A 23,089-nucleotide genomic window follows, 5' to 3' on the forward strand; every position below is an offset into this window, starting at 1 on the left:
CAACTAAAATTTAAATACAATGAAGATTAAAACGCTTGTAGCTGTCTTGCTCCTTTCGGGTGGAGTAACCAGCGCTTTCGCACAGACTGAAGATTGTAATAAAAACAGTAGTATTTCTCATGAAGCGGTGAGAGCAGGTAATTTTAAGGATGCTTATTTGCCGTGGAAAGAAGTATTGAAGGCATGTCCGACATTGAAGTTTTATACTTTTAATGACGGTATTAAAATATTGTCGGCTTTCTTAAATGAAATAAAAGATCGTAATTCTGCTGATTACAAGAAGTATTTTGATGAATTAATGGAAGTATATGATCTGAGAATGCAATATACACCTAATTTCCAACATTTGAAAGGTACGCCTACTGTAGGTGATACGAAAGGAAGTAAGGCTATCAGCTACATTGCATATGCACCTAACGTGGATGTAAATCAAGCTTATGCATGGTTGAAAGAGTCTATTGAAGCAGAAAAAGAAGGTTCCAAGAGTCCTATCTTGCACTATTTTCTGGATATGTCTTTGAATAAGTTGAAGGCTGATCCTAATCATAAGGAACAATTTATCCAAGATTACCTGACAGATTCTGAATATGTTGATGCTGCTATCGCTGCAGAAAATGATCCGGCTAAGAAACAAGCTTTGCAACAAGTAAAAGATAACCTTGTAGCCATGTTTATCAATAGTGGTACTGCTGATTGTGAATCTTTGCAGGGTATTTATGGTCCTAAAGTTGAAGCTAATCAAACAGACTCTGCTTATTTGAAGAAGGCTATTTCTGTCATGAAGATGATGAAATGTACTGAAAGCGAAGCATACTTCCAAGCTTCTTATTATATGTATAAGATCAATCCTACTGCTGACGCTGCTACAGGATGTGGATATATGGCATATAAGAAAGGTGACTTTGATACAGCTATCAAATACTTTGATGAGGCATTAAGTCTTGAAAGCGACTCTGAAAAGAAAGCTCAGTTATGTTATATTGTTGCTGCATCTTTGTTTAATAGTAAGAAATTGTCACAGGCGAGAAGCTATTTGCAGAAAGCCATTGGTTTCAAGGAAAACTTTGGAGATGCTTACATCTTGCTTGCACAGCTTTATGCTTCCAGCCCGAACTGGAATGACGAGTCTGCTTTGAATAAGTGTACATACTTCGTTGTTATTGATAAGTTGCAACGTGCTAAAGCCGTAGATCCGAGTGTAGCTGATAAGGCAAACGAATTGATTTCAACGTATGCACGTTATACACCGAAAGCTGAAGACCTCTTTATGTTAGGTATTAAAGCTGGAGACCGCGTTACAATAGGTGGTTGGATCGGTGAAAGCACAACGGTTCGATAAGAAATATTAATATGTTACCAAGACGAAGTAACGTTCTATTTTGTAGAAGTTTGAGCATAACCATTGCCTATGGGGCAGTGGTTATGCTTCTTTTATTTTCCGCCTGTTCCGGACGTCATAAGGATATGGGAGATGCTATAACAGAGCGTGATTCATTGCCTGTGATGGATACGAAAGGAGTTATGACTTTGATCTCTGATTCGGGTGTCACCCGTTATCGTATCAATACGGAAGAGTGGCTGGTCTTCGACCGAAAAAATCCGCCCTATTGGGCATTTGAAAAAGGTGTTTATCTGGAGAAATTCGACTCGGTATTCAACGTGGAGGCGAGTGTAAAGGCAGATACAGCATATTATTATGAGAAGCAAAAGCTGTGGAAGCTGATGAGCAATGTGGATATTCAGAATCTGAAAGGTGAAAGGTTTGAGACTGACTTGTTATATTGGGACCAGAACAAGCACACTATCTATTCCGACCAGTTTATCCGTATTGAGCAGCCTGACCGGATCATCACGGGACATGGCTTTGACTCCAATGAGCAAATGACTATTTATACAATAAGAAAGCCGGAAGGCATTTTCTATGTGGATGATGATGCCACAGCGCCTGCAGATAGCTTGCAAACCGATAGTGTGCAAACTGGAAGTGTGCGGACCGATAGTATCAAACCATAAATTATGGATACCTATATTTATTTATTGATTACTATGGCCTTCTCCGCCTTTTTTTCGGGTATGGAGATTGCTTTTGTTTCCGTAGATAAACTACGTTTTGAAATGGAACGTAAGGACGGGGTGACTTCACGCATCCTTTCTTATTTCTTCCGTAATTCAAATAACTTCATATCTACCATGCTGGTAGGTAATAATATTGCGCTGGTTATTTATGGTATCCTCATGGCGCAAGTTATCAAAGTACATTTACTGGGAGATCTAATCTCCAATGATTTTGTGGAAGTGTTGTTGCAAACAGTCATCTCCACACTTATTATCCTGGTAACAGGTGAGTTCCTTCCTAAAACCTTATTCAAGATTAATCCTAATCTTGTGTTGAAAGTCTGTGCTTTTCCGCTGCTCATCTGCTATGTCGCTTTATATCCGATTTCTCAACTGGCTTCCGGGCTGTCTTATCTTTTTTTGCGCATGTTTGGCATGAAGATCAACAAGGAGGCATCCGATAAGGCTTTTGGAAAAGTGGATTTGGATTATTTTGTTCAGAGCAGCATTGATAATGCTGAAGATGAAGAGGAACTGGATACCGAAGTGAAGATATTTCAGAATGCACTCGACTTTTCCAGCATTAAGATACGCGATTGCATTGTGCCACGTACAGAAGTGGTTGCTGTGGATCTGACGACTTCTCTGGAAGAATTAAAGAGCCTTTTTGTAGAGTCCGGTATTTCTAAGATTATAGTCTATGACGGAAATATAGATAATGTAGTAGGATATATTCATTCATCTGAAATGTTCCGTAATCCTGTCGATTGGCGGAATAATGTGAAAGAAGTACCCATTGTACCCGAAACAATGGCAGCACATAAGTTGATGAAGCTGTTTATGCAGCAGAAGAAAACCATTGCTGTGGTGGTGGATGAGTTTGGCGGTACGTCCGGCATTGTTTCGTTGGAAGACTTGGTGGAGGAAATATTCGGTGATATCGAAGATGAACATGATAACACTTCGTATGTATGCAAACAGATAGGAGAGGATGAATATGTACTTTCCGGTCGCTTGGAAATAGAAAAGGTGAATGAGACATTCAATCTGGATCTACCGGAAGAAGATGATTATATGACGGTAGGCGGATTGATTCTGAATCGTTATCAGAGTTTCCCGAAATTGCATGAAGTAGTGACGATTGATAGATTTCAGTTTAAAATTATTAAGGTTACGGCCACAAAAATAGAGTTGGTACGTCTGAAAGTGGTGGAATAATAACAGAATGGCGTAATTTTTTAAAGAATAAATAGATGCGTATTAGCATTTTTTGTATCTTCGTGCGCTAAAATGAAGTTTGGAGAAATAATAATAAACAAATAAATCATATTAACTAAAATGGCAACATTACAAAACATTCGGTCTAAAGGACCCTTATTGGTGATTGTTATTGGTTTGGCGCTGTTCGCTTTCATTGCAGGAGATGCTTGGAAGGTATTGCAGCCACACCAGTCACATGATGTAGGAGAGGTTAACGGAGAGGCACTTTCCGCTCAGGATTATCAGAGCTTGGTAGAAGAATATACTGAAGTTGTGAAATTCTCGAGAGGTACAAGCGCACTTACCGATGAAGAAAACAATCAGATTAAAGATGAAGTTTGGAGAAACTACGTTAACAATAAGTTGATTGAAAACGAAGCGAAGAAACTTGGTATTTCAGTCTCTAAAGCAGAAATTCAGGCAATCATCGATGCAGGTGTACACCCGATGCTGCAACAAACTCCGTTCCGTAACCCGCAAACCGGTGCTTTTGATAAAGATATGTTGAAGAAGTTCCTGGTGGATTACTCTAAGATGAATACAGCCCAGATGCCGGCACAGTACGCTGAATATTATCAGTCTATGTACAAGTTCTGGTCTTTCCTGGAAAAACAACTGATTCAGACTCGTCTGGCAGAGAAATATCAGGCTTTGGTTTCCAAGTCTCTTTTCTCTAATCCGGTAGAGGCTCAGGTTGCTTTCGATGCAAGAGTAGATCAATCAGATTTGTTGCTGGCTGCTATTCCTTATTCTTCTATTGAAGATTCAACAGTAACCATCACAGATGCAGACCTGAAAGCTGCTTACGACAAGAAGAAAGAACAATTCAGACAATATGTAGAAACTCGTAACATCAAGTTCATTGATGTACAGGTAACTGCAAGTCCTGAGGATAGAAATGCTATCCAAGAGGAAGTTATGGAATATACAGAACAGCTTGCAGGTACTCCGGGTGATTATTCTACTCTGGTTCGTGCAGCAGGTTCAGAAGTTCCTTATATTGATTTGTATTATACTTCTAAGGCATTGCCTACTGATGTAGTTGCTCGTCTGGACTCTGTTGCCGTAGGTGGCGTATATGGTCCTTACTACAATGCAACAGATAATACAATCAATTCATTCAAGAAATTGGCTACAGCTTCTATGCCGGACTCTGTTCAGTATCGTCAGATACAGGTAGTGGCTGAGGATGCTGCTAAGACCAAGGTTTTGGCTGACAGTATCTATACTGCTATCAAGGGTGGTGCTGACTTTGCAGAGATTGCTAAGAAGTACGGTCAGACAGGTGAGTCTACCTGGATTTCTTCTGCTAACTATGAAGGTGCACAGTTGGATGGTGACAATCTGAAGTATGTGAATACTGTTACTACTCTTGGTAAGAATGAAATGGCTAACCTTTCTTTGGCACAGGCAAACATTATCTTGCAGGTAATGGATAAGAAAGCTGTTAAAGATAAATATAAGGTAGCTGTTATCAAGCGTCCGGTAGAATTCAGTAAGGAAACTTATGGTAAGGCATACAATGATTTCAGCCAGTTTATCGCTGCTAATCCGACTTTGGAAAAGATGGTAGCTAATGCTGAAGATGCAGGATATAAACTGTTGGATAGAAATGACTTGTATAGCTCTGAGCATGGTATCGGTAGTATCAGAGGTACTAAGGAAGCTTTAAGATGGGCTTTCTCTGCAAAACCAGGTGAAGTATCCGGTTTGTATGAATGTGGTGAAAGCGACCGTATGTTGGTTGTAGCTGTGTCTGCTATTATTCCGGAAGGTTACCGTCCGTTGGCTTTGGTAAAAGACCAATTGAGACTGGAATTGATCCGTGACAAGAAAGCTGAGAAGATCATGGCTGATATGAAAGCTGTCGGTGCAACTTCATTCGACCAATACAAATCTATGGCTGAAGCAGTAAGCGACTCTGTGAAGCACGTGACTTTTGCAGCTCCTGCTTATGTTCCGGCATTACGTGCCAGCGAACCGTTGGTAGGTGCCTATGCATCTATTGCTGAACTGAATAAACTGAGTGCTCCGATTAAAGGTAATGGCGGTGTATTCGTTCTTCAGCCGTATGCTAAAGAAAAGTTGAATGAGACTTTCAATCAGGAAACAGAAGAAGCTACGTTGCAGAATATGCATGCCCGCATGGCAAGTCAGTTCCTCAACGACCTGTATCTGAAGGCTGATGTGAAAGACAGTCGTTATTTGTTCTTCTAAGAATTTACAGAATAATAATATAAGAAAAGCCGTTTGATGTAATATCAGACGGCTTTTTCTTTAGGGGCTGTATCTCATTTTCTGTGTCTGTAATTGCCTTTATGCAACTTTATTCCTACCTTTGCAAAGATAAATTGGATAGATTGATAGATAATTATGCCGAAACAAACTCTTTTAGGACTAACACTCACTGAATTGCAAGAGGCGGTGAAGAGACTGGGAATGCCCGGATTTGCCGCTAAGCAGATAGCTTCATGGCTGTATGACAAGAAAGTGAATTCCATAGATGACATGACCAACTTGTCGTTAAAACACCGGGACCTTCTGAAAGATGTCTATGAAGTGGGAGCAGATGCACCTGTGGAAGCTATGCGCTCGGTGGATGGTACGGTGAAATACTTGTATCGGGCAGGGGATAAACATTTTGTTGAAGCGGTTTACATTCCGGATGAAGACCGTGCCACACTTTGTGTTTCGTCCCAGGTGGGATGCAAGATGAATTGCAAATTCTGTATGACAGGCAAGCAGGGCTTTACCGCTAACCTGACTGCCAACCAAATTATCAATCAGATCAATTCTCTCCCTGAAAGGGACAAGCTGACCAATGTGGTAATGATGGGTATGGGAGAACCTCTGGATAATCTGGATGAGGTACTGAAAGCTTTGGAAATTATGACTGCTTCCTATGGGTATGGATGGAGTCCTAAACGGATTACTCTTTCTACAGTTGGTCTGCGCAAAGGTTTTCAACGCTTTATAGAGGAATCTGAGTGCCATCTGGCCGTCAGCCTACATTCTCCGGTTGCTTTGCAGCGCCGGGAATTGATGCCTGCCGAGAAGGCTTTCTCCATTACAGAAATGGTAGACTTGTTAAAAAACTATGATTTTAGTAAACAGCGTAGACTATCTTTTGAATATATTGTTTTTAAGGGCGTGAATGATTCGTTGCTCTATGCTAAAGAATTATTGAAACTCTTGCGCGGGCTGGATTGCCGTATCAATCTAATTCGTTTTCATGCCATTCCCGGGGTAGACCTGGAAGGGGCGGATATGGAAACGATGACTAAACTCCGTGATTACCTGACTTCCCACGGTTTGTTTACTACGATACGTGCTTCCAGAGGTGAAGATATATTCGCTGCCTGTGGTATGCTTTCTACTGCCAAACAGGAAGAGAATAAACAAGAATTAATATAAATTATTAACTTTGGCTCGGATGATATACGTATTCTTCGTAGTTTTGTAAAAACATTAACTGGTAAGTATATGAGAAAGCACCTGTTTTATCTAAGTTTAGCTCTTGTAGCAATAGCCTTTTCCGCATGTAGTAGCGGTAAGAAGGGCGTGTTTGGTGCGACTTCAAGTGGTCGTGCGTATGAAATCCTGGTAGTAGTAGATCCAGCTATGTGGGAACGTCCTGCCGGTAGGGCGCTTTATGATGTACTTGATACGGATGTGCCGGGGCTTCCCCAGTCTGAGCGTTCATTCCGCATGATGTACACTTCTCCGGCAAATTATGATGCTACATTAAAGCTGATTCGCAATATTATCATTGCTGATGTGCAGGATATTTATACTCAGCCTAAATTTAAATATGCGAAGGATGTATATGCATCTCCGCAGACTATCCTGACGATACAGGCTCCTGATGAAGCTTCATTCGAGACATTTGTGACGGAAAACAAGCAGACCATTATTGATTTCTTTACGCGTGCAGAGATGAACCGTCAGATTGCACAGCTGGAAAAGAAACATAATGATTATGTGACGACAAAGGTAAAGAGTATGTTTGATTGTGATATATGGGTACCGGGAGAGCTTTCTTCCACCAAGCAAGGAGAAAACTTCTTCTGGGCAGGTACGAATGCAGCTACCGCTGATCAGAACTTTGTCATTTACTCTTTCCCTTATAGAGACAAGAATACTTTTACCAAGGAGTATTTTGTGCAGATGCGTGACTCTGTTATGAAAGCTAACATTCCGGGTGCTAAGGAAGGTATGTATATGGCTACTGATACCTTGATGACTGATGTACGTCCTCTCAACATTCAAGGAGAATATGCACTGGAAGCTCGTGGCTTGTGGCGTATGAAAGGTGATTTTATGGGTGGTCCGTATGTATCGCACATGCGTCTGGATCCGGTGAACCAGCGTATCATTGTTGTAGAAGCCTTCATTTATTCACCTGATAAACTGAAACGCAATCTGATGCGTCAGATGGAAGCATCTCTTTATACATTGAGAGTTCCGGGTGATAAGCAGACAGGTGCAGAGATACCATTGGGGGTGAAGAAAGAGCAAGCTCAAACTGCTGATCAAGAAAAATAATATTGAGAATGTATAAGGAGAATCATTATTGAAGAAATATTTTTCATCCGCAGATTACGCGGATAACGCAGATTGGGATTTTAATGAATCTGTGTAATCCGCGTAATCTGCGGATGAAAAGTTATCACTGGGACTCCTGACGCATCCTCATCTAAAAATGATATATATATATTGAAAAATGGAAGATAATAAAATAAGAGTCGGCATTACACAAGGAGATATAAACGGCGTGGGTTATGAGGTTATTTTGAAGACATTCTCTGACCCTGTTATGTTGGAACTGTGTACACCTATTATTTATGGTTCGCCTAAAGTGGCTGCTTATCATCGTAAGTCACTCGATTTGCCGACAAACTTCAGTATCGTGAATTCTGCTGCAGAAGCGGTTCATAACCGTCTGAGCGTAGTGAACTGTACGGATGATGAAGTGAAGGTGGAATTTTCGAAAGCAGATCCCGAAGCCGGAAAGGCTGCACTCGGAGCACTGGAAAGAGCTATTGAAGAATACAAGGAGGGGCTGGTCGATGTGATTGTTACTGCTCCTATCAATAAGCATACCATTCAGTCGGAGACTTTTGCATTTCCCGGTCATACGGAATATATAGAAGAACGTTTGGGCGATGGTGCCAGGTCACTGATGATTCTGATGAAAGATGATTTTCGGGTGGCTTTGGTTACAGGGCATATTCCTGTCAGCCAGATTGCATCGACTATAACGAAAGAACTGATACAGGAGAAATTAGCTATCTTCAATCATTCATTAAAGCAGGATTTTGCTATCGGTGCACCGCGTATAGCTGTGCTTTCTCTGAACCCGCATGCGGGCGACGAAGGATTGCTGGGAAAAGAAGAGGAAGAGATTATTATTCCGGCATTGAAAGAAATGGCTGCAAAAGGCATATTGTGCTATGGTCCATATCCGGCTGACGGTTTCATGGGTTCAGGTAATTTCACTCATTTCGATGGAGTGCTTGCCATGTACCACGATCAGGGATTGGCTCCGTTCAAGGCGCTGGCAATGGATGAAGGTGTGAACTATACTGCCGGATTGCCCGTGATACGTACTTCACCGGCTCATGGTACTGCCTATGATATTGCAGGAAAAGGATTGGCCAGTGAGGACTCTTTCCGTCAGGCCATTTATGTGGCTATCGATGTATTCCGTAATCGCCTGCGCGATAAGGAAGCACATGCCAACCCCTTACGAAAACAATATTACGAAAAGCGTGATGACAGCGATAAGCTGAAACTCGATAGTGTGGAAGAAGATTTATAGAATGACAAAAGCGGAAATACAACAAGTAAAATTACGATTCGGCATCATTGGTAACAATGAAGCATTGATGCGTGCGATAGATGTTGCCATTCAGGTAGCGCCTACCGACCTGTCTGTACTGATAACCGGAGAAAGTGGTGTGGGTAAGGAGAGCTTTCCCCAGATCATTCATCAATACAGTAGGCGTAAGCACGGTCAGTACATTGCTGTGAACTGTGGTGCCATCCCCGAAGGAACCATTGACTCGGAATTATTCGGTCACGAGAAAGGAGCCTTTACCGGTGCCATCGGTGAGCGGAAAGGATACTTTGGTGAGGCGGATGGTGGAACAATCTTCCTGGATGAAGTGGGAGAATTGCCTTTGCCTACGCAGGCTCGACTGCTCCGGGTACTCGAGAGTGGTGAGTTTCTAAAAGTCGGTTCGTCTAAGGTGCAGAAAACCAATGTGCGCATTGTGGCAGCTACTAATGTTAATTTGACACAGGCCATTTCCGAGGGACGTTTCCGTGAAGATTTGTATTACCGTTTGAATACTGTACCTATTCAGGTACCCCCTCTGCGTGAGCGTGGAGAGGATGCATTCCTGTTATTCCGTAAGTTTGCCTCAGATTTTGCTGAAAAGTATCGTATGCCTGCCATCCAGTTGACGGAAGATGCTAAGCAATTATTGATTTCTTATTCATGGCCCGGTAATGTACGGCAGTTAAAGAATATCACGGAACAGATTTCCATCATTGAAACTAACCGTGAAATCAATGCTGCCATTTTGAGTGGATACCTGCCGGCGCAGAATAGTATGCAACGCCTTCCCGCTTTGTTTGGTGTGAAGGAATCCAAGAGTTTTGAAAGTGAGCGGGAAATCCTGTATCAGGTTCTTTTCGATATGCGCCAGGATGTGACGGAATTGAAAAAGCTGGTGCATGAGATCATGACTGAACGTGGGAAAGCTGCTGCTCCGGCTGTGCCTGCTACTTATTTCGCCCAACCGCCTGCTGTGGTAACTCCGGTTTCTCAGAGTGTGCCTACCATCATTCATCCTTCCATAAAGTCGTCTCATGATATTGATGATGACATACAAGACACGGAAGAATATGTGGAAGAATCTCTCTCCTTGGATGAAGTGGAGAAAGAAATGATACGAAAAGCCTTGGAAAAGCATCATGGTAAACGCAAGAGTGCGGCAAAGGATCTGAATATTTCCGAGCGTACCTTATATAGAAAGATTAAAGAATATGGATTGGATTAAAAAAATAGCTTCGACAGCATTGTTGTTGAGCGTGTTACTGATAGTAAATTCGTGTAGTATTAAAGTAGGACTGGCACCGATTAGTTCGATTGATTACTCCAAGGTAAAAACAGTTTCGATAGCTGATTTCCAGAATCGTGCAGAGTATGTTTATGCTCCGCTGGCTACTGAATTTAATCAGGGATTGAAAGATTTGTTCATACGTCAGACCCGCTTATCACTTGTGAATGGCAATGCCGATATTGAAATTGATGGCGAGATTACCGGTTATAATCAATATAACGAAGCGGTGGATGCCAGTGGATATTCTTCAAAAGTAAAAGTCACCTTGACTGTGAAGGTTTCTTTTGTGAATAATACGGATCACAAAGACGATTTTACTGACCAACAATTCTCCGCTTTCCAGACTTATGACTCTTCCAAATTGCTGACCGAAGTACAGGATGAGTTAATAAAACTGATGGTGAAAGACATAACGGAACAAATATTTAACGCAACCGTAGCTAACTGGTAGGAGTAGGAATGACGCCTGTACATTTGCAACAATGGATACAGCATCCCGAGGCGTTGAACCGGGATACCTTATACGAACTTCGTACGTTGGTAACCCGCTATCCTTACTTTCAGTCCCTGCGTTTGCTCTATCTCAAGAACCTCTATGTGCTGCACGATATTAACTTCGGTGCAGAATTACGTAAGGCCGTACTGTATGTATCGGACCGCCGTGTATTGTTTTATCTGATTGAAGGTGACCGATATGCCCTTCATCCTCATACTTCAGAATCTGTTGTCGGGAAAGAGCTGGAGGAAGAGCCGAGTATCGACCGTACCCTTTCATTAATAGACGCTTTCCTTGCTACTGTGCCGGAAGAACATTCTCAGACGACAGAGTTGGATTACGCAATGGATTATACCGCCTATCTGATGCAGGATGATGAAGATACGGACGAGGCAGATACATCATCGACTGTTCCGGTGGAAGTACCCAAGTTGCGTGGACAGGATTTGATAGACGGATTTATCCGGCAGAGTGAAACTGAGGAAGGCATCAGCTTGAAGTTGCTGAAAGAGGAAAATCCGCTTCTACTTCCATTGATTGAGGAGGAAGAGGACGAAGTCGAAGAAGAAACACCGGTTGTAACCGAAGAGATTCCTCCGCCCACAGAGGTAGAAACAGAGCAGGAAGATGATTCCGAAGATACGGATACTGATGAAGAGACGACTCCTAAATCAGCTTCGGATGAGTTGGATGACAGTTGCTTTACTGAAACTTTGGCGAAAATTTATATCAAACAGCGCCGATATGACAAGGCTCTTGAAATTATTAAAAAATTAAGTTTGAATTATCCAAAAAAAAATGCTTACTTTGCAGACCAAATCAGATTTTTGGAGAAATTGATTATTAACGCTAAATCAAAATAACAAAATGTATTTATTCTTAGTTATCTTAATGGTGGTTGCATCTTTGCTGATGTGCTTCATTGTATTGATTCAAAATTCCAAAGGAGGCGGTTTAGCATCCGGCTTTTCTTCTTCCAATCAGATTATGGGTGTGCGCAAGACTACTGACTTTCTGGAAAAAGGAACATGGTTCTTGGCAGGATTCATGGTCGTAATGAGTATTGCTACTGCTTATGTGGTTCCTACTTCTTCCGGTAAGGGAGGCGATGTGATTCTGGAGCAAGCTCAAAAAGAAGAAAAGACCAATCCGTATAACATGCCTACTGGTACAGCTGCTCCGCAGACAGAAGCTCCTGCTACAACAGAAACTCCTGCAACAACTGCTCCGGCTGCTGAAGATTCAGCTAACTAAAGCTAAGCGCGGATGATCCCGCAAAAGAAATAAGAAAGAGGTTGATGCCGAAAAGGTGTCAGCCTTTTTTCTTTTTATGACGGATTTAACTACCTTTGTCGGGATTATGCAGTCTGACTAATAATTAATCTAAATAGTACAATGACAGAACAATTAAAACTTAAATTGAATGACTCCAAAGCTACCCGGTGGGGAGCATTGGTAATTGTTGCTTTCACAATGATGGCAGCTTACTATGTAAACGATGTGGTAGCACCACTGAAAACAATGTTGGAGTCGGATCTTGCCTGGACAAGTAGTGATTTTGGATTCTTCACAGGTGGATATAGTTTCCTGAATGTATTCTTCCTGATGCTGATTTGGGGTGGATTAATCCTTGACCGTTTTGGTATCCGTTTCACTGGTAAATTATCAACTATCTTGATGGTGGGAGGTACGGCACTTGAATATTATGCCATGACAGGGCTTGCCGGTCCGGATGCACAGATTTTCGGTCTTAACGAGATTTTCGGTTATAAAGCAGGCGTATTCGTTGCATTTGCCGGCTATTCCATTTTTGGTGTAGGTGCGGAAGTTGCCGGTATCACTGTTTCTAAAATTATAGCCAAGTGGTTCAGGGGTAAAGAACTGGCTACGGCTATGGGTGTGCAGGTAGCACTGGCACGTATCGGTTCGCAAGCCGGTTATGCGGTGGCTATTCCTTTGGCACGTGCTTTCGGTATCACTACTCCGGTATTGGTAGGGTTGATTCTTCTCTTAGGTGGTCTGGTTGCTTTCTTTATTTTCTCAGTAATGGATAAGAAGCTTGACAGACAGATGGAAGCAGAAGCCATAGCAGCAGGTACAGAAGGGGAGGAAGAGAAATTCTCTTTCAAAGATGTGAAGAATATCCTCGTAAACCCGGGCTTCTGGTTGATAGCTTTGCTGTGCGTATTATTCTATTCCTGTGTATTCCCTTTCCAGAAGTTTGCTTCCGAGTTGATGATTATCAAATATGGTATTAATGAGAATGTAGCGGGTACTTTTGCCGGATTGCCGGCTTTGGGTGCTTTGATTCTTACTCCAATATTCGGTGGATTTATAGATAAACGCGGTAAGTCAGCTTCTATTATGATACTGGGTGCTGCAATGCTGATAGGTGTGCACTTTATTTATGCCATTCCTGCCATTAATTACTGGTTAGTGGCTATTGGTTTGATGATTATTCTGGGTATTGCTTTTTCGTTGGTACCTTCTGCTATGTGGCCTGCGGTTGCTAAGATATTCCCTGTAAGCCAGTTGGGTACAGCTTATGCATTGATTTTCTTTATTCAGAATATTGGTTTGTGGGGTATTCCTACGCTGATTGGTAAGGTACTTGATCTTTATTGTATCGTGGGCAAGAAGGCGGATGGAACGAATCTGTATGACTATACGATACCTATGTGTATATTTACAGGTATTGCTTGTTTGTCTCTTGTGGTAGCCTTTATGCTGAAGAGAGCCGATAAAAAGTTTGGTTATCAATTGGAAGAACCCAATATTCAGAAATAAGTATAAACGGATACGAATATGGAAACACCAGAAGGAAAAGTCAGTCTGTTGGATGCTGTTCCGGTTCGTTGTGACCACATCTTGACCGAATGGGAGGGAGATTACGCTGTAATCTCCTATCCCCGGTTCAAGTATGAGTGGATGCGCCGGCTTTTGTTACCGAAAAGCATGTCTCCTGATATTCATGTCCGCCTTGAAGAACACGGCAGTGCAGTGTGGCGTCTGATAGACGGGCGGCGTACGGTACGGGAGATTGTTTTCCAGCTTGCCGATCATTTCCATCCTGATGAGAATTATGCTTCACGAGTCACGACTTATGTGATGCAATTACGAAAGGATGGATTTATAAAATTACTCTCTGTCAACTTTTAATAAAGCCCCTGTTTCAGGATCGAATAATACCTTTATTGTGGAATTCTTATTGAACAGTACAGGAGCGAGATATTCGACTACACCAAATTGTGTGACAGGGATTTCTGAATTATACAATTCTTTATTGTTATAACTTAATGTAACGTGAGCTCTGCCCGGTACATTGTAGGCAACACCTTCATCCACCTTCTTCTTTGGATCGACTTCAGGAATTTTTATGCTTTTAAGGTCAGTTACCGTGATATAAATAGGTTCGCCTGCCAGGTCATTGTTAGCTACAATACCCAACTTCTTAGAGAAACGGAAAGCAACTTCATTCTTCATCTCTTTGGGGACGATGCGGATTGTATATATTTTCTCTTCATCGGTCACTTTACCTGCAAACATTTCGGTCATGGCACGTTCCTGCAAGGTCAGGTTATCCAGCATAAGCTTTAGTTGTGCACCGTCTTTGGGCATGTTGTCCGATTCACCGCGCAACAGGGCATTTTTGCTTTCGCGGATGTTATAGATTTCTTTTGCAACCAGTTCCGCCATCTTTGCCGTTGAATTTGCCATCAGGATTTCTTCTGTCAGGAAGCTACGGGGATTGACGTTAGGAGTATTATCTGCTGCCTTGGGAGTGGCAGGAACTGCTTTCTTTTGTCCGCTGCCCAACGGCATGTTGATGGAGTAGACGATGCCGTCTTTGCTCAATTCGATAAGAGGAGCCACGGTTTTGTCTTTCATCTTCACGAAATATACATTCTCTTTATCAGGTATACCGACTACTGCTGTTTGTATCTTGTCCAATGTCCAGTAAGTTTCCGGTTCGGAAGAGACATTGTTTAATCGCAGATAACGGTCAGCATACTTGGAAAATTCTCCGGGAGTATAGATATGTTTAGTGGCTTGCACGGTAAGTTCGATTTCTGTTTTCGGAAGTACGTAAGTAACGCCGTAGTCTTTGCCACGCATGATACCTGTTGTCACTTCTGTTTGCGCTATGGCAGAAACGGAGAACAACAGAGCTGAAAGTAATACTATATTTTTTTTCTTCATAAGTCGCGTTGTTTAAACAATTTCGGTTAAGGGACAAAGTTAATGAAGTTATTTTTGTCAAGAGTAAGATTATAGAATATTAACAGAATAGGCTGTCTGGGTGAGTTAGCGGCTCTTTTCGCTCCATGAGATGGTATGTTTTGTCCCAATAGATCATTTCTTTTGTATCATTAGATGGTATGTTTCATCTCGATAGATGGTTTGTTTTACTTCAATAGATGATGTATTTTGCCTCAAAGTACCTTATTTTTCGCCTGAAAAGATATAGGATATAAAAAAACAGGGAGAAGCAAATGCTTTTCCCTGTTACTATCTGTGTCCCCGAATCTAAATCAGGATTACGATGACAAATATACGACATTAAAAACCGGAAGTCAAGCTTTTACCCGGTTATTTTACGAATTGGATGCAAACGGGTTTATTAATGCTGATGTCTTGGTGCGTATCCGATAACAAGCCTGTTACGGGATCTCGTTGGAATACCTGAATGACATGACTGTCGCGACAGGCGGCCAACAGATATTTCCCGTTCGGGGTGATAATAAAGTTACGCGGATGAATCCCCGTCAACTGGTAGCCTACCTTTGCCAACATACCGGTTTCCGGATTCACTTCGAAGATGGCAAGACCGTCACCTTTCAGGCGATTGCTGGCATACAGGTATTTCCCGTCGGGACTGAGATGTATATCGGCACTGCCACGCGCACGAAGTGTGTCGGCTGCAATGGTCTGTATCTTTTCCAGTTTACCATCCAAGTAGCTGAAAGCGGTGATATTACCGGATAATTCGCTGATAAGATACGCGTACTTGCCGTTCGGGCTGAAGGTGAGATGACGTGGACCGGAGTTAGGATCTACGTCAATGGCTTCGGCAGAAGGGTGGGGGATAATGCTCTTCGGATGTATGACAAAGCGCAGGATGCGGTCGGCACTGAAGTCAGTGGCAAAGATATATTTTCCATCCGGAGAGAAGACAGTGCAATGTACGTGGGGTGTTGCCTGTCTTTCAGCGTCCGGTCCGCCGGTACTGCCTTCAAAAAGCGTATCGACAGGCTCTAATGAACCGTTCTTTTTCAGCGGGAAGATAGACATGCTACCTCCGCTATAGTTGGCTGTGAGTACTTCTTTCCCATTGGTGGCAACGTAGCAGGGATCGGCTCCCATAGTGGGCTGGCGGTTCAATAAACTGAGTTTCCCTGTTTCCTTATCGAAGGAGAAAGCATTGAGAGCAGCTGTTGTGTCATTCATTTCGCTGACGGCATAGACAAACTTTCCATCTTCCGAAGGGATGAGATAAGACGGGTTGAGCACTTCGATGAAACTGAGCGAGGTGGCAAGTCCCGTTTCCTGGTTGAAGCGGAAGGTGTAAATACCTTTGCTGTTTCCATCGGTGTACGTACCTACCAGCATGGCAAGTTCGTCACTTCCGTTGTTTACGTTTCCCGCTTTGCGGGGTGCGCAGGCTGTCATTGCTAATCCAAGCATGCAGAAAAGAAGAGATTTCATTAGTGATTAGTGTTTAGTTATTAGTGATTAGTATTTGGTGATAAGTGATAATTGGTTGGCTCCGTTTTGTATATGGTACTAATCACTTATCACTAAACGCTAATCACTAATCACTTATTTGTTAATTTTCACTTCCGCCACTCCTACACGGTCATCATTCAGCACAATGCGCAAGTCGCTGGCAGTAGTTCCTTTGAACGTATATGAAATCAACTTTCCGTATTCGCTGACTGTACCCGAATAAACTGTCAGGAATTGTCCGCCGCCACTTGAAAGCTGGATTTCAAACTCCGCCGGCAGACCGTTGCCTCTGCTGAATGCAATGGAAACGCCATCTACCTTGGAATCGTTCTCCAAGGCAAAGGTAATATAATCTCCTTTATTTCCTTCCCAAACAGTATTCATTTTTTTATCGAGCACGTTCATTGCACTTTCCGGATTGGTGCTGGCAGTTACGGGAGAATCCGTTTTTGCCTGTGCTTGCATGGGGGCGTTTGGATCTTCTACTGTCAATTTTCCACTCAGGCGGATGTCTTCGGAAGAAGCACCTACCATAATGTTGAAGTCTCCCGGTTCCACCACCCATTCCATGTGCTTATCCAGTAATTCCAGCTGTTTGCGGTCGAGGGTGAAAACTACCTCTTTCGTTTCTCCCGGTTGCAGGTGGATACGTTCAAAGCCTGCCAGATTCTTTTCGTAAGTGGTAACGCTGCTCAGGATGTCGCGAACATACAGCTGAACCACTTCATCGCCTGCACGTTTTCCGGTATTTGTTACTTTGCAGCGTACAGTTGCCTTTTGGTTCTGTGTAATCACTTTCGGACTGATTTCGATGTCGGAATACTCAAAGGTGGTGTAACTCAGACCGTATCCGAATGAATAGAGTGCACCGTTGACACGTGACATGTTTCCATCCAGTCCCGGATTCTTTCCACCGTCAATCTGTGAAGAAGGTTTGCAGGGGAAATTGAAAGGAATTTGTCCGACACTTTTCGGGAAAGTGACTGTCAGTTTTCCGCCCGGATTATAATCTCCGAAGAGCACATCGGCTACTGCTGTTCCACCTTTGGACCCCGGATACCATGCTTCTAAAATAGCGGGAACGAACTTGTCTGCCCAATTGATGGATAGCGGGCGACCGTTAATCAGTACCAGTACGACGGGCTTTCCGGTTGCTTGTACGGCTTGGAGTAGTTTCAGTTGTCGTCCCGGAAGATCGAGACTGCTGCGCGATTTGTTTTCACCACAGGTACGCTGTCCGCCTCCTAATACGACTACGGCTACATCTGCCTGGCGTGCATTTTCTACTGCTTTATCGATTTCAGCTTGTTCGCTATCTGTCATCGGATAGTCGATAAGTTCGCTTTCCGGCCAGTTGGCGTCTACGAGGTCACAGCCTTTGGTATAGAGCACTTCTGCTTTGCCTTCAGCTTTTTGGCGAATGCCTTCCAGTACTGTGGTTACTTCTACTGCCAAAGGACCGTAGTGTGTCAGTGCGTATCCTTCTTCATCCGCATTGGGGCCGCAAACTGCTATCTTCTTCACGTTGTTGATATCCAATGGCAACACGTTGTTTTCATTCTTCAATAAGACGAGGCTTTCGCGTGAGGCTTGCAGTGCAAGAGATTCATTCTCAGCTTTCTCTACTTCTTTATCAGCCCCTGCAAGGTCAGTCTGATAGGGAGCATCGAACAGCCCTACGAGGAATTTTACACGCAGAATGTCACGTACACGGTCGTTAATCACTTCTTCGCTTAGTCCGCCCTCTTTTACCAATTCTCGCAAAGGCAATACATATGAGTCCGGTGACCGGAAGGTGCAACGTACATTCAGACCGGCTTCTACACTTTGACGCACGGCTTCTTTCATGTCTTTGGCGGTGCTGTGTTTGGTATAGAGATATTCAACGGCATCACTGTCCGAAACCACATATCCCCGGAATCCCATCTCGCCACGCAGGCGTGTAGTCAGCCAATAATAACTGCCTTGTATGGGGACACCGTCGTAATCATTGTATGAGCTCATCACTCCCAATAGTCCCGCTTCCTTTATCACCCGTTTGAAGGGGTAGACATGTATCATTTCCACTTCGCGTGGTGACATTTGCGGGTCTACACGTGCCATACCTTCGCGGGCGCCCTTGTTGTTACTGTAAGCAACGAAATGTTTTCCGGTTGCTGCTACCTGATGGTTATGTTGCATGCCGCGTACCATTTCAATACCCAGTTCGGCAACGAGGTAAGGAGATTCTCCATATACTTCCTCATAACGTCCCCAACGCTGGTCACGGCCGACATCGAGTATGGGAGCGTAGACATGGGTATATCCCAACATACGGGCTTCCCGTCCGGTGATTAATCCTACCTGGCGTATCAGTTCGCGGTTCCAGGTATGTCCCAATCCCAGTTGTGTGGGGAAATTGGTGGCACGGTAACTTTCTACTCCGCGGATACCTTCGTTCGTAAAGTCTACGGGGATGCCGAGGCGCGTTTCTTCTATGAAGAAGCGTTGTACTTCATTCAGTGCCCAGGCATGGCGGGATGCCGGCCATACATAGGGATTATCCGATGGGGGAAGTCCCCATTGTTGGAAACCGTTCAGGTGTTCGTCGATGGCACCGATGCCGTCTTTCCAAAGCATTTGTTTCCATTCGGGGGTGGGGAGGTCGTCCTTTAGTACACGTTTGTAACCGTAGAGGGTTACCATTTGACATGTCTTTTCTTCCAGTGTCATCTGGCTGAGCAGATCTTCGATACGTGCATCCAGCGAGGCATTCGGATCTTCGTATACATCCTTCACTCCGTTTTTGTTGAAATCAATCCAGCCTTTCTTGTACATCTCGCTTTTGACGGGTTTGTACACAGCGGGTATCTTCACGGTCTTTTGTGCGCAGAGCAGAGTACTGCCTCCGAGCAGTAGTGTCATTGCAATTAGTTTCTTCATGATATTTATATTTTTGTGTATATTATCTTCTGTTGCCAAAGGTACGGGTTTTTGTCTAAGGAGAGAGGGTAATATCGTTCATTACAATAGTCCTTATTGTCCGGGCAGCTTGTCTTATTCTAAAAAAGACTTGTGAAGTTTCTATTTATGGAAACATTTGCTACCTTTGTAGTGTTCAATCATAAACACATGGAGGCAAAAGAAAGATTTAAAGTTGTTTACTCGACTGATGCAACGGAATTTCTGCAAAAGATAGGAGTAAAGACGCGTGAAAAAATAGTTTATAATATTGATAAGGCTATCTATACATTGGATCCTGAACTTTTTAAGAAGTTAACAGGTGATATTTGGAAGTTTAGAACTTTATATAATGGTAAACAATACCGTCTATTGGCATTTTGGGATAAAACATGTGATGTAGATACTTTAGTTATCGCTACACATGGTTTTATTAAGAAAACTCAGAAAACACCATCAAAGGAAATAGGTAAGGCGATTGAGATAATGAAAGCATATTTTGAACAAAAAAGATTAAGGAGATGGAAGAGATAAAATTTTATACTCATGAAGAAGTGAAAGATTTATTGATAGGAGAAGTCGGTACTCCGGAGCGTGACAGGTATGAGGAACAGCTAGATCTATTCCTCATCGGAGACGCTATTAAGCAAGCGAGACAAGCCAAAAACTTAACTCAAGAAGATTTAGGTAAACTTGTTGGCGTACAGAAAGCCCAAATATCAAGGATTGAAAATGGTAAGAACTTAACCTTTGCTACAGTAATAAAGCTTTTCAAGGCAATGGGATTGAGTGCCAGGTTAGAAGTAGATAGCTTGGGAAAGATAGCTTTGTGTTAAGGCTTTAATATTTGCAAAGAAAAAGCATTCGATAAAAAAAGAATTCTTATCTTTGCCCCACGATTTCTAAAAACCGTATGTATTCTGGGGTTGACTGGATTTGACAGCGGGTAGAAATAGTAAGTAAGCATGCAGTGCGTCGTTGATTTGCACTTTAATCTCAGTCCTCAAAATTTTATCTGGCGAAAGACAATACGCTCTTGCTGCTTAATCGAATCATAGTAGATTAGCTTAATCCCGGCACTAGGTGCTGGGACGAGACATCACTCGGAAGCTGTTGCTCCGAAGCATTCCGATCCAGTGGTGCAGTTACATCGGGGATAGTTCTTGTCGGCCTTGAGGCGAGAATGAAACTTTAAAGGATAAGGCAATGGTTGATGGCTTTGGTTCTGCCGTTGCTCGAAAACTTAGGCAAAGATAAGCATGTAGAAAGCTTATGATTTCCTCGTTTGGACGAGGGTTCGATTCCCTCCAGCTCCACAAATAAGATTGATAATCAGATTGTTACAGGATTTACACCCCGAAATACACCCTAAAATAAAAAGTGATAGTCTGATTATCATTCTTTATATCAAGCACTACCTACAAGTCTTAAATAATTTAACTATTATGATGCCTTGTGGTATTCTATTATATTTTTTGCTGTTTTGTTTGTTCTTATCAAATAAATACGTAACTTTGAAATATCATTTTGGGCTTGACTGGAATTGACAGCGAGTTGGAATGGTATGTAAGCATGCAGTGGGTCGGTAATTTCCACTTAAATCTCAGTTATCAAAATTTTATCTGGCAACGAAAATTATGCTCTCGCTGCTTAATCGAAGTATAGTAGATTAGCTTTATTTCTGCCAAAGTGGTGGAAACGAGATGTCGCTCAAAAGCTCTTGCTCCGAAGCGTTTGATAAAGCGGCACAGCAAAATCGGGGATAGTTTGAGTTCTTCTCCATAGCTCTTACGAAATATTAGGAGATAAGGCATAGGTTGGTGGCTTTGGTCTTGCTTATGCTCGAAAACCGAAGGCAAAGATAAGCATGTAGAAAGCATATGGTTTCCTCGTTTGGACGGGAGTTCGATTCTCCCCAGGTCCACTTTTGATGAGCGGTAAGTATATCATGAAAACTAATGGTGTTTTCTGTATTGCTTGTTGTTTTGTACCTTGAGTTTTTGTGAATACCCCGATTTTGTTACTCCATTCCATCCCCTTTGAAATTTTAAAGTATTAAATAATCTAATCCTTTCTGTAAGCGATTTAAGTTGTTTTTCTAAAATTGTTATTTAAAAATATATTAACATGGATGATTAGTTGCTTATAAATAGTGACAGTCTTCCTGTTTTGTAATAACCTTAAAAATCAGATCTCTTATGGAAAAGAAAATTTTGTATTTACTTACATGCGTTGGGCTATGTTGGTCTTCTTGTACTAATGAGGTTGATGAATTTATAGGTAATGTTGAACCAAGCACCCGTTCAGTTTCAACTGCCTTAAACGCTAATTTGGCATCGTTATTTACAGGAGGAGCTCCGACATTAACTTCTGCTGAAATTAAAGAAGTTAATGATGCTTATGCAAAAATGACCAGTATAAATTGCTATAGAAATATAGATGAAGCAGTACGCAATAAGACTTCTTATGCTGGAACTATCTTTTTGGATGACACATATGCGTCGGCATATTTTAGAAAAGGAAGTTTAGCTTTTCCTCCTTATGGTATCTTAGCCAGCAGCATGGAACATGAGTTTATTCACATGTATCAAAGAGATGTTCAGGGTAAAAAAGTAGATACTGATAAGGAAAAAAGAGATACAGGTATGATGGAATTTGAATTAGCCTTTTATCAAGGTATTATTAGATATATTCATGCTGGGTATTCTTGGACTTTTAAAGGTGAAGATGGTGACCCTTCATATCAATCGTTATGGACTTCGGGCTTGACTGACCCTTCTTTAATACCTCAATATGAAAGAGAATTTCAAACGTATGTTGCTTCTATATGTGCAAATGGGAAGCCTACATCTATAGATATTAATGAATTCGTAAAGTGGAGCAATATTTTTGGAGAATATAGTAGAGGATATAGTGGAAAAGGATATAAGTTTGGCAATTACGACTATGGTACATCATGCATTAATTCATTACTCAAACTTTATTAAATTTACTGTTATGAAAAAGATATTGTTTTTTTTATTTGCTTTTCTTGCATTTCAATATACTGTTGCGCAGTCAATATTTGAAAGAAAAAGTATCGGTAACAATGTGTATGTATCTACAAATACAAGTGAGAAAAAAGCTGAGTCTATCCGAAATTTCTCATTTGCAGAAGAAAGTTTATATGCACCTCCGGTAATTTTGCAAGGATCAGTTTTTTTAGATGAAATTTGTAATAAATATAAGTCTCAAGGTGTAAAAGGTTGGATGAATATTTTTTTGTATTCGGATTTAAATGGCTGTATAACTGATATTACATTAGCTTTTCCTGAAGGCTTAACAGTTACGGATGACGATGTTTCTCTTATACTTTCAACTGCCCAAAAGAAATGCAAATTACAGTTCCCGATAGAAGGTATTTATAAATATAAAGATTGGGCTATTTATGATTATGTCTTCTATTTGACGAATTAGTTATTTTTGATAAACCAATAGAACA

20 protein-coding genes and 2 other RNA genes are annotated in these 23,089 nt (G+C 42.0%); 19 read left to right on the forward strand and 3 right to left on the reverse strand.

Annotated elements, in window-relative coordinates; translation table 11 throughout:
- Positions 1–19: 19 nt before the first annotated feature.
- The 13 genes from DWW10_RS03375 to DWW10_RS03435 all read left to right on the forward strand — a co-directional run bounded on the left by DWW10_RS03375 (position 20) and on the right by DWW10_RS03435 (position 14,100).
- A complete protein-coding gene (locus DWW10_RS03375) occupies positions 20–1,339 on the forward strand; it encodes a tetratricopeptide repeat protein (RefSeq protein WP_022392041.1) in 1,320 nt (439 codons plus the stop codon).
- An 11-nt stretch (positions 1,340–1,350) separates the two neighbouring features.
- A complete protein-coding gene (lptC, locus tag DWW10_RS03380; protein ID WP_022392042.1) occupies positions 1,351–2,013 on the forward strand; it encodes an LPS export ABC transporter periplasmic protein LptC in 663 nt (220 codons plus the stop codon).
- Between the two features lie 3 nt (positions 2,014–2,016).
- Complete coding sequence (locus DWW10_RS03385; protein ID WP_022392043.1) at positions 2,017–3,273, forward strand: hemolysin family protein; 1,257 nt, start codon at positions 2,017–2,019, stop codon at positions 3,271–3,273.
- A gap of 120 nt (positions 3,274–3,393) precedes the next feature.
- Positions 3,394–5,532, forward strand: coding sequence for a SurA N-terminal domain-containing protein (locus tag DWW10_RS03390; RefSeq protein ID WP_022392044.1), 2,139 nt, complete (start codon positions 3,394–3,396; stop codon positions 5,530–5,532).
- Between the two features lie 156 nt (positions 5,533–5,688).
- Positions 5,689–6,729 (forward strand): dual-specificity RNA methyltransferase RlmN, encoded by a 1,041-nt coding sequence (rlmN, locus tag DWW10_RS03395; protein WP_022392045.1) that lies wholly within the window; start codon positions 5,689–5,691, stop codon positions 6,727–6,729.
- Positions 6,730–6,798: 69 nt separating this feature from the next.
- Entirely contained in the window at positions 6,799–7,860 is a 1,062-nt protein-coding gene (locus DWW10_RS03400) for a DUF4837 family protein (protein WP_022392046.1), read from the forward strand.
- A gap of 178 nt (positions 7,861–8,038) precedes the next feature.
- The gene (gene pdxA / locus DWW10_RS03405; RefSeq protein WP_022392047.1) at positions 8,039–9,136 is read left to right on the forward strand and encodes a 4-hydroxythreonine-4-phosphate dehydrogenase PdxA; all 1,098 of its coding nucleotides are present in this window, start codon (positions 8,039–8,041) and stop codon (positions 9,134–9,136) included.
- A gap of 1 nt (position 9,137) precedes the next feature.
- Positions 9,138–10,382, forward strand: coding sequence for a sigma-54 interaction domain-containing protein (locus DWW10_RS03410; RefSeq protein WP_118220814.1), 1,245 nt, complete (start codon positions 9,138–9,140; stop codon positions 10,380–10,382).
- A complete protein-coding gene (locus tag DWW10_RS03415; protein ID WP_022392049.1) occupies positions 10,369–10,896 on the forward strand; it encodes an LptE family protein in 528 nt (175 codons plus the stop codon). The genes DWW10_RS03410 and DWW10_RS03415 overlap by 14 nt, the downstream gene beginning before the upstream one ends.
- Positions 10,897–10,904: 8 nt before the next feature.
- On the forward strand, positions 10,905–11,804 hold the full coding sequence (locus tag DWW10_RS03420; protein WP_118420836.1) for a tetratricopeptide repeat protein: 900 nt from the start codon (positions 10,905–10,907) through the stop codon (positions 11,802–11,804).
- A gap of 4 nt (positions 11,805–11,808) precedes the next feature.
- Positions 11,809–12,195, forward strand: a complete 387-nt coding sequence (gene secG / locus DWW10_RS03425; protein WP_007666184.1) for a preprotein translocase subunit SecG — start codon at positions 11,809–11,811, stop codon at positions 12,193–12,195.
- 141 nt (positions 12,196–12,336) lie between these two features.
- Positions 12,337–13,728, forward strand: coding sequence for an MFS transporter (locus tag DWW10_RS03430; protein ID WP_007666182.1), 1,392 nt, complete (start codon positions 12,337–12,339; stop codon positions 13,726–13,728).
- A gap of 18 nt (positions 13,729–13,746) precedes the next feature.
- Entirely contained in the window at positions 13,747–14,100 is a 354-nt protein-coding gene (locus DWW10_RS03435; protein WP_022392050.1) for a PqqD family protein, read from the forward strand.
- On the opposite strand, the gene DWW10_RS03440 is transcribed toward DWW10_RS03435, so the two are convergent.
- The 3 genes from DWW10_RS03440 to DWW10_RS03450 form a co-directional block, all read right to left on the reverse strand.
- Positions 14,080–15,141, reverse strand: coding sequence for a DUF4831 family protein (locus DWW10_RS03440; RefSeq protein WP_022392051.1), 1,062 nt, complete (start codon positions 15,139–15,141; stop codon positions 14,080–14,082). The two genes, DWW10_RS03435 and DWW10_RS03440, sit on opposite strands and share 21 nt — an antisense overlap.
- Positions 15,142–15,531: 390 nt before the next feature.
- Entirely contained in the window at positions 15,532–16,647 is a 1,116-nt protein-coding gene (locus DWW10_RS03445; RefSeq protein WP_022392052.1) for a lactonase family protein, read from the reverse strand.
- A gap of 114 nt (positions 16,648–16,761) precedes the next feature.
- Positions 16,762–19,590: a beta-glucosidase gene (locus DWW10_RS03450; protein ID WP_022392053.1), complete on the reverse strand. Its 2,829-nt coding sequence runs from the start codon at positions 19,588–19,590 to the stop codon at positions 16,762–16,764.
- A gap of 189 nt (positions 19,591–19,779) precedes the next feature.
- On the opposite strand from DWW10_RS03450, the gene DWW10_RS03455 reads away from it, so the two are divergent.
- The 6 genes from DWW10_RS03455 (at position 19,780) to DWW10_RS03480 (ending at position 23,064) form a co-directional block, all read left to right on the forward strand.
- The gene (locus tag DWW10_RS03455) at positions 19,780–20,142 is read left to right on the forward strand and encodes a type II toxin-antitoxin system RelE/ParE family toxin (protein ID WP_118421003.1); all 363 of its coding nucleotides are present in this window, start codon (positions 19,780–19,782) and stop codon (positions 20,140–20,142) included.
- Complete coding sequence (locus DWW10_RS03460; protein ID WP_022392055.1) at positions 20,130–20,444, forward strand: helix-turn-helix domain-containing protein; 315 nt, start codon at positions 20,130–20,132, stop codon at positions 20,442–20,444. The genes DWW10_RS03455 and DWW10_RS03460 overlap by 13 nt, the downstream gene beginning before the upstream one ends.
- A gap of 86 nt (positions 20,445–20,530) precedes the next feature.
- Positions 20,531–20,927, forward strand: a transfer-messenger RNA (tmRNA) gene (gene ssrA / locus DWW10_RS03465).
- Positions 20,928–21,137: 210 nt separating this feature from the next.
- Positions 21,138–21,535, forward strand: a transfer-messenger RNA (tmRNA) gene (ssrA, locus tag DWW10_RS03470).
- Between the two features lie 271 nt (positions 21,536–21,806).
- Complete coding sequence (locus tag DWW10_RS03475) at positions 21,807–22,595, forward strand: hypothetical protein (RefSeq protein WP_005654492.1); 789 nt, start codon at positions 21,807–21,809, stop codon at positions 22,593–22,595.
- A gap of 10 nt (positions 22,596–22,605) precedes the next feature.
- Positions 22,606–23,064: a hypothetical protein gene (locus DWW10_RS03480; protein WP_005654497.1), complete on the forward strand. Its 459-nt coding sequence runs from the start codon at positions 22,606–22,608 to the stop codon at positions 23,062–23,064.
- The last annotated feature ends 25 nt before the right edge of the window (positions 23,065–23,089 follow it).

Source organism: Bacteroides intestinalis (assembly GCF_003464595.1).
In the GTDB taxonomy this organism is placed as follows: Bacteria; Bacteroidota; Bacteroidia; order Bacteroidales; family Bacteroidaceae; genus Bacteroides; species Bacteroides intestinalis_A.

Coding starts and splice junctions, on each gene's coding strand:
- DWW10_RS03375 (WP_022392041.1), top strand. CDS start 20: ATGAAGATTAAAACGCTTGTAGCTGTCTTGCTCCTTTCGGGTGGAGTA.
- lptC (WP_022392042.1), top strand. CDS start 1,351: ATGTTACCAAGACGAAGTAACGTTCTATTTTGTAGAAGTTTGAGCATA.
- DWW10_RS03385 (WP_022392043.1), top strand. CDS start 2,017: ATGGATACCTATATTTATTTATTGATTACTATGGCCTTCTCCGCCTTT.
- DWW10_RS03390 (WP_022392044.1), top strand. CDS start 3,394: ATGGCAACATTACAAAACATTCGGTCTAAAGGACCCTTATTGGTGATT.
- rlmN (WP_022392045.1), top strand. CDS start 5,689: ATGCCGAAACAAACTCTTTTAGGACTAACACTCACTGAATTGCAAGAG.
- DWW10_RS03400 (WP_022392046.1), top strand. CDS start 6,799: ATGAGAAAGCACCTGTTTTATCTAAGTTTAGCTCTTGTAGCAATAGCC.
- pdxA (WP_022392047.1), top strand. CDS start 8,039: ATGGAAGATAATAAAATAAGAGTCGGCATTACACAAGGAGATATAAAC.
- DWW10_RS03410 (WP_118220814.1), top strand. CDS start 9,138: ATGACAAAAGCGGAAATACAACAAGTAAAATTACGATTCGGCATCATT.
- DWW10_RS03415 (WP_022392049.1), top strand. CDS start 10,369: ATGGATTGGATTAAAAAAATAGCTTCGACAGCATTGTTGTTGAGCGTG.
- DWW10_RS03420 (WP_118420836.1), top strand. CDS start 10,905: ATGACGCCTGTACATTTGCAACAATGGATACAGCATCCCGAGGCGTTG.
- secG (WP_007666184.1), top strand. CDS start 11,809: ATGTATTTATTCTTAGTTATCTTAATGGTGGTTGCATCTTTGCTGATG.
- DWW10_RS03430 (WP_007666182.1), top strand. CDS start 12,337: ATGACAGAACAATTAAAACTTAAATTGAATGACTCCAAAGCTACCCGG.
- DWW10_RS03435 (WP_022392050.1), top strand. CDS start 13,747: ATGGAAACACCAGAAGGAAAAGTCAGTCTGTTGGATGCTGTTCCGGTT.
- DWW10_RS03440 (WP_022392051.1), bottom strand. CDS start 15,141: ATGAAGAAAAAAAATATAGTATTACTTTCAGCTCTGTTGTTCTCCGTT.
- DWW10_RS03445 (WP_022392052.1), bottom strand. CDS start 16,647: ATGAAATCTCTTCTTTTCTGCATGCTTGGATTAGCAATGACAGCCTGC.
- DWW10_RS03450 (WP_022392053.1), bottom strand. CDS start 19,590: ATGAAGAAACTAATTGCAATGACACTACTGCTCGGAGGCAGTACTCTG.
- DWW10_RS03455 (WP_118421003.1), top strand. CDS start 19,780: ATGGAGGCAAAAGAAAGATTTAAAGTTGTTTACTCGACTGATGCAACG.
- DWW10_RS03460 (WP_022392055.1), top strand. CDS start 20,130: ATGGAAGAGATAAAATTTTATACTCATGAAGAAGTGAAAGATTTATTG.
- DWW10_RS03475 (WP_005654492.1), top strand. CDS start 21,807: ATGGAAAAGAAAATTTTGTATTTACTTACATGCGTTGGGCTATGTTGG.
- DWW10_RS03480 (WP_005654497.1), top strand. CDS start 22,606: ATGAAAAAGATATTGTTTTTTTTATTTGCTTTTCTTGCATTTCAATAT.